Annotated in this window: 8 protein-coding genes and 1 rRNA gene (1 of these 9 running past the window's edge); 4 read left to right on the top strand and 5 right to left on the bottom strand. The window is 58.0% G+C overall.

From position 1 onward, the window contains the following. Positions 1–117: 117 nt before the first annotated feature. The 5 genes from AB4N85_RS22370 to AB4N85_RS22390 form a co-directional block, all read right to left on the bottom strand. Positions 118–1,611, bottom strand: coding sequence for an acetyl-CoA hydrolase/transferase family protein (locus tag AB4N85_RS22370; protein ID WP_071173986.1), 1,494 nt, complete (start codon positions 1,609–1,611; stop codon positions 118–120). A 214-nt stretch (positions 1,612–1,825) separates the two neighbouring features. Beyond that, a complete protein-coding gene (locus AB4N85_RS22375) occupies positions 1,826–3,259 on the bottom strand; it encodes an NAD(P)(+) transhydrogenase (Re/Si-specific) subunit beta (protein WP_041476447.1) in 1,434 nt (477 codons plus the stop codon). Next, complete coding sequence (locus AB4N85_RS22380) at positions 3,259–3,579, bottom strand: NAD(P) transhydrogenase subunit alpha part 2 (RefSeq protein ID WP_003220416.1); 321 nt, start codon at positions 3,577–3,579, stop codon at positions 3,259–3,261. The genes AB4N85_RS22375 and AB4N85_RS22380 overlap by 1 nt, the downstream gene beginning before the upstream one ends. Positions 3,580–3,594: 15 nt before the next feature. Next, positions 3,595–4,716 carry a Re/Si-specific NAD(P)(+) transhydrogenase subunit alpha gene (locus AB4N85_RS22385; RefSeq protein ID WP_460065898.1) on the bottom strand — a complete coding sequence of 374 codons (1,122 nt, stop codon included), beginning with the start codon at positions 4,714–4,716 and terminating at the stop codon, positions 3,595–3,597. Positions 4,717–5,149: 433 nt separating this feature from the next. Next, positions 5,150–6,049 carry a LysR family transcriptional regulator gene (locus tag AB4N85_RS22390; protein WP_095182267.1) on the bottom strand — a complete coding sequence of 300 codons (900 nt, stop codon included), beginning with the start codon at positions 6,047–6,049 and terminating at the stop codon, positions 5,150–5,152. Positions 6,050–6,206: 157 nt separating this feature from the next. Between AB4N85_RS22390 and AB4N85_RS22395 the strand changes: the two genes are divergently transcribed. The 4 genes from AB4N85_RS22395 to AB4N85_RS22410 all read left to right on the top strand — a co-directional run. Beyond that, on the top strand, positions 6,207–7,388 hold the full coding sequence (locus AB4N85_RS22395; RefSeq protein ID WP_024015035.1) for an acyl-CoA dehydrogenase: 1,182 nt from the start codon (positions 6,207–6,209) through the stop codon (positions 7,386–7,388). Between the two features lie 14 nt (positions 7,389–7,402). Beyond that, a complete protein-coding gene (locus tag AB4N85_RS22400; protein ID WP_252868562.1) occupies positions 7,403–8,623 on the top strand; it encodes a CaiB/BaiF CoA transferase family protein in 1,221 nt (406 codons plus the stop codon). Between the two features lie 157 nt (positions 8,624–8,780). Further along, the gene (locus tag AB4N85_RS22405; RefSeq protein WP_252868563.1) at positions 8,781–8,960 is read left to right on the top strand and encodes a hypothetical protein; all 180 of its coding nucleotides are present in this window, start codon (positions 8,781–8,783) and stop codon (positions 8,958–8,960) included. A 293-nt stretch (positions 8,961–9,253) separates the two neighbouring features. Beyond that, positions 9,254–9,863 (top strand): 16S ribosomal RNA (locus tag AB4N85_RS22410) (it continues 927 nt past the right edge of the window).

Genomic DNA, 9,863 nt, shown 5'->3' on the forward strand with positions numbered 1-9,863 from the left:
GAGTAGGAGTTTGCGGTAGGAAAAGACCGGTACAGCAGTACAGTTTTTTGCGATCCTGCTTCTCGCGGGCATCCACCGAGGCAAAACTGTGTTTGCCTCGGTGGGTATCTGTGTGAATCACACTGCCAGCATGCGCCCGGTTTCTTCCAGGTTCATATGCCAGCTCAGGGCTTCGCGCAGAATATGCGGGGTGTGACCGCCGATTGCACAGGCAGCGCTGAAGTAATCATTCAGTGCCTGGCGGAAGTCCGGATGCACGCAGTTGTCGATGATCACTCGTGCACGTTCCCGTGGCGCCAGGCCACGCAGGTCGGCGAGGCCGACCTCGGTTACCAGAATGTCGACGTCATGCTCGGTATGGTCGACGTGGCTGACCATGGGCACCACGCTGGAGATGGCGCCACCCTTGGCGATCGATTTGGTCACGAATACCGCCAGATGCGCATTGCGCGCGAAGTCGCCGGAGCCGCCGATGCCGTTCATCATCCGCGTACCGCAGACATGGGTAGAGTTGACGTTGCCGTAGATATCAAACTCCAGCGCAGTGTTGATGCCAATGATGCCCAGACGCCGCACCACTTCCGGGTGATTGGAGATCTCCTGCGGCCGCAGAATCAGTTTGTCCTTGTACTTCTCCAGGTTGCCGAACACGTCGCTGTTGCGGCGCTCGGACAGGGTGATCGAACTGCCCGAGGCGAAGCTCAGCTTGCCGGCATCGATCAGGTCGAAGGTCGAGTCCTGCAGCACTTCCGAGTACATGGTGAGGTCTTCGAACGGCGAGTCGATCAAGCCGCACATCACCGCGTTGGCGATGTTGCCAATCCCGGCTTGCAGCGGGCCTAGCTTGTTGGTCATGCGCCCGGCCGCGACTTCCTGCTTGAAGAAGGTGATCAGGTGTTCGGCAATGGCATTGGTATCAACGTCCGGTACCGACACTGTGGACGGCGAGTCCGACTGCTGAGTGATGACAATCGCAACGATCTTCTCCGGTGGAATCGGGATCGCCGTGCTGCCGATGCGATCGTCGACTTTCACCAGCGGGATTGGCGTCCGCGTCGGGCGGTACGTCGGGATATAGATGTCGTGCAGGCCTTCGAGGTTGGCGTTGTGGGCCAGGTTGATCTCGACGATCACTTGTTTGGCGAAGATCGCGAAGCTGGCCGAGTTGCCCACCGAAGTGGTCGGCACGATATGGCCTTGTTCGGTGATGGCGACTGCCTCAATGACGGCAATGTCCGGCAGCTTCAATTGCTGGTTGCGCAACTGCTCGACCGTTTCCGAGAGATGCTGGTCAATGAACATCACTTCACCGGCGTTGATTGCCTTGCGCAACGTGCTGTCGACCTGAAACGGCATGCGCCGCGACAGCACGCCGGCCTCGGTCAGTTGCTTGTCGAGGTCGTTGCCCAGGCTGGCGCCAGTCATCAGGCTGATCTTCAGCGGCGTGACCTTGGCGCGCTCGGCCAGTGCGTGGGGAACGGCCTTGGCTTCGCCGGCGCGGGTGAAACCGCTCATGCCGACGGTCATGCCGTCCTCAATCAGAGCAGCGGCGTCGGCGGCGCTCATCACTTTATCCAACAACGAAGGCAGGCGAATACGGTCACGGTACATGGATTATTATCTCGGGCAACGAGTAGCAGGATGCGCAGTCTAGTGAATTTGGCCGGCGCCTGTCCCGCTACCAAGGTCGCAAACGAGGCCTCTATTTCGCGGGTTTGCAGTAAAACACCGTTACCGGATCTGCAACAACGCGGCAAATTGTCCAGCGTCTGGCGCAAACAAAAACGCCCCGACAAGTCGGGGCGTTCGTTATTGCAACGGGTGATTACTCGACCGCTTTGACCATGTCTTCGATGACTTTCTTCGCATCGCCGAAAACCATCATGGTTTTGTCCAGATAGAACAGTTCGTTGTCCAGACCGGCATAGCCGCTGGCCATCGAGCGCTTGTTGACGATGATGGTTTTGGCCTTGAACGCTTCGAGAATCGGCATGCCGGCAATCGGTGACTTCGGATCGTTCTTCGCGGCCGGGTTGACCACGTCGTTCGCGCCGAGCACCAGCACCACGTCGGCCTGACCGAACTCGGAGTTGATGTCTTCCATCTCGAACACCTGGTCGTAAGGCACTTCGGCCTCGGCGAGCAAAACGTTCATGTGCCCAGGCATCCGACCGGCCACCGGGTGAATCGCGTACTTCACAGTCACGCCACGATGGGTCAGCTTCTCGGTCAGCTCCTTCAGCGCATGTTGTGCACGCGCTACTGCTAAGCCATAACCCGGCACGATGATCACGGTGTCGGCGTTGGTCAGCAGGAAAGTCGCGTCATCCGCCGAGCCGGATTTCACCGGGCGGGCTTCCTGCGCACCGGCAGGACCTGCATCTGCCGTATTGCCGAAACCGCCGAGCAGTACATTAAAGAAGGAGCGGTTCATCGCCTTGCACATGATGTACGAGAGAATCGCACCGCTCGAACCCACCAGCGAGCCGGCAATGATCAGCATCGAGTTGTTCAGCGAGAAGCCGATCCCCGCCGCCGCCCAGCCGGAATAGCTGTTGAGCATCGACACCACCACCGGCATGTCGGCGCCGCCGATCGGGATGATGATCAGCACGCCCATCACGAACGCCAGGGCCAGCATCAGTGCGAACGCCGTAAGGTTGCCGGTGAACATGAAAGTCAGACCGAGAACCAGCGTTGCCAGACCCAGAATCGCATTGAGCTTGTGCTGGCCACTGAACTGTACCGGTGCGCCCTGGAACAGGCGGAACTTGTACTTGCCCGAGAGCTTGCCAAAGGCAATCACCGAACCGGAGAAAGTGATCGCACCGATTGCCGCACCGAGGAACAGCTCCAGACGGTTGCCCGCCGGGATCGCATCGCCCAGCTGTTTAACGATACCCAACGACTGCGGCTCAACCACTGCCGCAATGGCAATGAACACCGCCGCGAGGCCGATCATGCTGTGCATGAACGCTACCAGTTCCGGCATCTTGGTCATTTCAACGCGTTTGGCCATGATCGAACCGGCGGTGCCGCCGACCAGCAGGCCAACGATGACGTAACCGATACCGGCTGTAGCGAGCTCAGCCCCGAGCTTATAGATCAGGCCGACCGTTGTGATGATGGCCAGCGCCATGCCAAGCATGCCGAACAGGTTGCCGCGCCGCGAGGTGGTCGGGTGGGACAGGCCTTTGAGGGCCTGGATAAAGCAGATCGACGCGATCAGGTAGAGCGTCGTCACGAGATTCATGCTCATTACTTCGGCGCCTCTTCTTTTGCTTTCGGGGCTTTCTTCTTGAACATTTCAAGCATGCGGCGGGTGACCAGGAAGCCACCAAACACATTGACTGCCGCCAGTGCCACGGCCAGCGTGCCCATGGTTTTGCCCAGCGGCGTGACGGTCAGCGCAGCAGCGAGCATGGCGCCGACGATCACGATCGCCGAGATCGCGTTGGTGACTGCCATCAACGGCGTGTGCAGCGCAGGCGTAACGTTCCAGACCACGTGGTAACCGACATAAATCGCCAGCACGAAGATGATCAGGTTGTAGATACCGGGGGAGATAAGCTCTTCCATCGTCTGAATCCCTGCTTAGGCGTTTTTGCGGATGACTTGGCCGTCGCGGCACATCAGGCACGCGGCGACGATGTCGTCTTCGAGGTTGACGTCGAACTGGCCTTCCTTGGTGAACACCAGCTTGAGGAAGTCCAGCAGGTTGCGTGCGTACAGCGCCGAAGCATCGGCAGCGACTTCACCGGCGAGGTTGGTCGGACCGACGATCGTCACTCCGTTTTCCACAACGACCTGATCGGCGACGGTCAGCGGACAGTTGCCACCCTGAGCGGCCGCGAGGTCGATGACCACCGAGCCCGGCTTCATCTGCGCCACGGTCTCGGCGCTGAGCAGCGTCGGCGCTTTGCGGCCCGGAATCAGCGCGGTGGTGATGACGATATCGGCCTGCTTGGCGCGCTCGTGCACAGCCTGGGCCTGACGCTGCATCCAGCTCGCCGGCATCGGCCGCGCGTAACCGCCGACACCGACGGCGCATTCGCGCTCTTCATCGGTCTCGTAAGGCACGTCGACGAACTTGGCGCCGAGGGATTCGATCTGTTCCTTCACCGCTGGACGCACGTCGGACGCTTCGATCACCGCACCCAGGCGTTTCGCTGTGGCAATCGCCTGCAAACCGGCCACGCCCGCGCCAAGAATCAGCACCCGCGCCGCTTTCACGGTACCCGCAGCAGTCATCAGCATCGGCATGAAGCGTGGGTAATAGTGAGCCGCGAGCAACACCGCTTTGTAGCCGGCGATATTCGCCTGCGACGACAACACATCAAGACTCTGCGCCCGCGAGGTGCGCGGCGCCGCTTCGAGGGCGAATGCGGTAATGCCGCATTCGGCCATCTTCGCGATGGTCTCGTTGTTGAACGGGTTGAGCATGCCCACGAGCACCGTGCCGCGCTTGATCAGCGGCAGTTCGGCATCGCTTGGCGCGACCACTTTGAGAATCAGCTCGGCGCCAAACGTGTCATTGGCGCTGCCAATGCTTGCGCCGGCCGCTTCATAGGCACTGTCGACGACACTGGCTTTGACGCCAGCGCCGCTTTGCACAGTGACCTTATGGCCTTGGCTGATCAGCTTCTTGATGGTTTCCGGGGTTGCAGCAACCCGTGTTTCACCGGTCTGGGTTTCGAGAGGAACACCAATGTGCACGTCAAATCTCCTGCGTGATCTTATTGAGTAAACCCATGCACTACGGATGGTGCGACTGGGGCGGCCGATCAGCACGATCCCGCCGAATCAGGGCGGGGCGCGGCATTTTGCAGGCGAACTTTATGCCCTTCAAGGGATTATGACGGGTGACGGAAAATTAACTACAAGTCATGCCGTGACCGAATGTCGCAGATGGCCAGTTGAACCCCTTGCAGGCCGTGCCCTGCAAGGATTCTGGCTGAATTTGAAAAAATTCGCATCGGTGGCGTGAATAGGCAGCAATGAGTCGCCGTTAGAGGCTCAAAGCCACGTGTTTGGCAGCTTGTGGGACGTCTGTACGACTTTCGGATACAGTCTGCTCAGAAGCGACAAATAGTTATATCTGTAGTGCTTTGGTTTTTCTGACTACGAGGTTAGGTATTGCGCAAAGCCTTTATTCTTCTAGGCTGTAGCTCTGCGCCTGATTTACCAGCCAGTCACGAAATGCCTTCAGCGATGCCGATTCGACCTTTCGCTCCGGAATCATCAGGTAATAGGCCTTGATGCTGGAAAGCGCTTGAGAGTTGGCAACCACCAGACGTTTCTCTGTCAGCTCGCGCTGAATCAGAAACGGCGGAATCAGCGCAACGCCCATGTCGTGCATGGCTGCCTGGGCAAGCATGGAGAATAGCTCGTAGCGTGGACCTGTCATGTCGCGAGGGATATTCAATTGCTGCGAGTTGAACCATTGGCGCCAGGCGTAAGGTCGGGTGGTCTGCTGCAGCAGCGGTAGCTCGGCGATGGCTTGCGCTGTCAGCTGCGTGTGATCGCCGAGTAGGGCGGGGCTGCACACCGGCATCGGATTCTCGCCCATCAATCTGTGGGATTCGGTACCCGACCAATCGGCATCGCCGAAGTAGATCGCGGCATCGAATTCGGTGTCGGCAAACAGGAACGGTCGGGTGCGGTTGGTCAGGTTGACGGTCACTTCCGGGTGCTTGAGCTGAAAATCCTTGAGGCGTGGCAGCAGCCATTGCGTGCCGAAGGTCGGGACGACTGCGAGCTCGATGACGTTGGTGCCCTGCTGGCCCATCACCGAGAGGGTGTCGCGCTCCACTGCATCGAGCTGAGTCGCCACCCGACGGCTATATGAAAGACCCGCCTCGGTCAGTTTCACTCCACGTCGCGAGCGTCGGAACAGTTCCACGCTGAGGAAATCTTCCAGGCTGGCGATCTGTCGGCAAATGGCGCCTTGGGTGAGCGACAGTTCTTCAGCAGCACGGGTAAAGCTCTCATGGCGGGCGGCAGCTTCGAAACTGATCAGGGCGGCGGTGCTGGGGATCTTCCTGCGCATGTACGTCAACCTCACTAATGCGCCGCATAAAAGGCTATTCGCGACGGTACGGAGTGAGAAATTAGCACAACAGAATGCGAAATCCTCGTTTGCTCCGACGGCGAACCGCGCCTAGGATCAATGCCACGTTAATTCACCCGATTGCGAGGGCACACTCATGGGCGGTAAAGCTAGCTTCAACTGGATCGATCCCCTGCTGCTGGATCAACAGCTCACCGAAGAAGAGCGGATGATCCGCGACACCGCCGCCCAGTTCGCTCAACAGAGTCTGGCGCCGCGTGTGCTCGAAGCTTTCCGTCATGAGAAGACCGACCCGGCAATCTTCCGCGAGATGGGCGAAGTCGGCCTGCTCGGCGCGACCATTCCCGAACAATACGGTGGCAGCGGTCTGAACTATGTCAGCTACGGCCTGATTGCCCGTGAGGTCGAGCGCGTCGACTCCGGCTACCGCTCGATGATGAGCGTGCAATCCTCACTGGTGATGGTGCCGATCAACGAATTCGGTACCGAAGCACAGAAGCAGAAGTACCTGCCGAAACTGGCTTCCGGCGAATGGATCGGTTGCTTCGGTCTGACCGAGCCGAACCACGGTTCCGATCCGGGCGCGATGATCAGCCGGGCGCGCAAGGTCGATGGCGGCTACAGCCTGACCGGCGCGAAGATGTGGATCACCAACAGCCCGATTGCTGACGTATTTGTGGTCTGGGCCAAGGATGACGCCGGCGATATCCGTGGATTCGTTCTGGAGAAAGGCTGGAAAGGTCTGAGCGCTCCGGCGATTCACGGTAAGGTCGGCCTGCGCGCTTCCATCACCGGCGAGATCGTCATGGACAATGTGTTCGTGCCGGAAGAAAACATCTTCCCGGACGTCCGTGGTCTGAAAGGTCCGTTCACCTGCCTCAATTCCGCACGCTACGGCATTTCCTGGGGCGCACTGGGCGCGGCCGAGTTCTGCTGGCACACCGCGCGTCAATACACTCTGGATCGTCAGCAATTCGGTCGACCGTTGGCCGCGACTCAACTGGTGCAGAAGAAACTCGCCGACATGCAGACCGAGATCACTCTGGCACTGCAAGGTTGCCTGCGCTTGGGCCGGATGAAGGACGAAGGTACCGCCGCCGTTGAAATCACTTCGATCATGAAGCGCAACTCCTGCGGCAAATCGCTGGATATCGCACGGATGGCGCGCGACATGCTCGGTGGTAACGGCATCTCCGATGAGTTCGGCGTGGCCCGTCACCTGGTCAACCTTGAAGTGGTGAATACCTATGAAGGTACCCATGACGTTCACGCGCTGATCCTCGGGCGTGCGCAAACCGGTCTGCAGGCGTTCTATTAATAGGAGGGCGGACCATGGGCGCGCTGTCGCATCTACGGGTACTGGATTTATCACGAGTGCTGGCCGGGCCTTGGGCCGGACAGATCCTCGCCGACCTGGGTGCCGAGGTGATCAAGGTCGAGCGCCCGGGCAATGGTGATGACACCCGCGCCTGGGGCCCGCCCTTTCTTAAAGACGCTTACGGCGAGAACACATCGGAAGCGGCTTATTACCTCTCGGCCAACCGCAACAAGCAATCGGTGACCATCGACTTCACCCGTTCTGAAGGTCAGAAGCTGGTGCGCGACCTGGCGGCGAAGTCGGACATTATGATTGAGAATTTCAAAGTAGGTGGTCTGGCGGCCTATGGTCTGGACTATGAGTCGCTGAGGGTTCTCAACCCGAATCTGATCTACTGCTCAATCACCGGCTTCGGCCAGACCGGCCCGTACGCGAAGCGCGCAGGGTATGACTTCATGATCCAGGGGCTTGGCGGCTTGATGAGCCTGACCGGCCGGCCTGACGGAGATGAGGGCGCCGGTCCGGTGAAAGTCGGTGTCGCGCTCACGGATATTCTTACTGGGCTGTATTCAACGGTGGCGATCCTCGCGGCGTTGGCTCATCGCGATCACGACGGTGGTGGCCAGCACATCGATATGGCGTTGCTGGATGTACAGGTCGCGTGTCTGGCTAACCAGGCGATGAACTACCTGACCACGGGCAATGCGCCAAAGCGTCTGGGAAATGCGCATCCCAACATCGTGCCTTATCAGGACTTTCCTACGGCGGATGGTGACTTCATTCTTACCGTGGGTAATGACGGGCAGTTCCGCAAGTTCGCAGAGGTGGCTGGCCAACCGCAGTGGGCGGATGATCCGCGCTTCGCGACCAACAAGCTGCGGGTAGCGAACCGCGCGGTGCTGATCCCGTTGATCCGCCAAGCTACGGTCTTCAAGACCACGGCCGAGTGGGTTGCTCAACTGGAGCAGGCGGGTGTCCCTTGTGGGCCGATCAATGATCTGTCGCAGGTGTTTGAAGATCCCCAAGTGAAGGCGCGCGGTCTGGCGATAGAGCTGCCGCATGCATTAGCGGGGATGGTGCCTCAGGTGGCCAGCCCGATTCGATTGTCGGAGACGCCCGTTGAATATCGTCATGCGCCTCCTTTATTAGGCGAGCACACATTAGAGGTTCTGCAGCGGGTGCTGGGTCTGGGGGCAGGCGCGGTGGCTACGTTGAAGGAGGAAGGCGTCCTTTAAGTCTTCTTCTATATAGAAGAAGCTCTTTTCTCATTTGATTGGATGTTTTTTAACCAATACGCAAGTTATTGAAAGAAAAGCGAAATTAACGGTTGACGGCAGATTCCAGAGGTCTATAATTCGCCCCACTTCCGGCGCAGTCGAAACGGAAAACTCCTTGAGATTCAAAGAGTTACGCGGTTTTCGACAGCGGCTTGCTTCAGGTCGTCGAAGTCTGGAAGGAGTTGAAAGAGCAGTGATGTTTGGCTCTTTTAACGGTTCGATCTTCTCGGTCGAAAGCGGAGAAAAAGAGGTGTTGACAGCAGCGATCAACGCTGTAGAATTCGCCTCCCGCTAACGAGAGATCGGAAGCGCAAGTGGTTGAAGTTGTTGAAGAATTCTTCGAAAACTTCTGAAAATAATCACTTGACAGCAAATGAGGCTGCTGTAGAATGCGCGCCTCGGTTGAGACGAAAGATCTTAACCAACCGCTCTTTAACAACTGAATCAAGCAATTCGTGTGGGTGCTTGTGCAGTCAGACTGATAGTCAACAAGATTATCAGCATCACAAGTTACTCCGCGAGAAATCAAAGATGTAACCAACGATTGCTGAGCCAAGTTTAGGGTTTCTTAAAAACCCAAAGATGTTTGAACTGAAGAGTTTGATCATGGCTCAGATTGAACGCTGGCGGCAGGCCTAACACATGCAAGTCGAGCGGATGAGAGGAGCTTGCTCCTGGATTCAGCGGCGGACGGGTGAGTAATGCCTAGGAATCTGCCTGGTAGTGGGGGACAACGTTTCGAAAGGAACGCTAATACCGCATACGTCCTACGGGAGAAAGCAGGGGACCTTCGGGCCTTGCGCTATCAGATGAGCCTAGGTCGGATTAGCTAGTTGGTGAGGTAATGGCTCACCAAGGCGACGATCCGTAACTGGTCTGAGAGGATGATCAGTCACACTGGAACTGAGACACGGTCCAGACTCCTACGGGAGGCAGCAGTGGGGAATATTGGACAATGGGCGAAAGCCTGATCCAGCCATGCCGCGTGTGTGAAGAAGGTCTTCGGATTGTAAAGCACTTTAAGTTGGGAGGAAGGGTTGTAGATTAATACTCTGCAATTTTGACGTTACCGACAGAATAAGCACCGGCTAACTCTGTGCCAGCAGCCGCGGTAATACAGAGGGTGCAAGCGTTAATCGGAATTACTGGGCGTAAAGCGCGCGTAGGTGGTTTGTTAAGTTGGATGTGAAATCCCCGG

Source organism: Pseudomonas sp. H1_G08 (genome assembly GCF_054681355.1).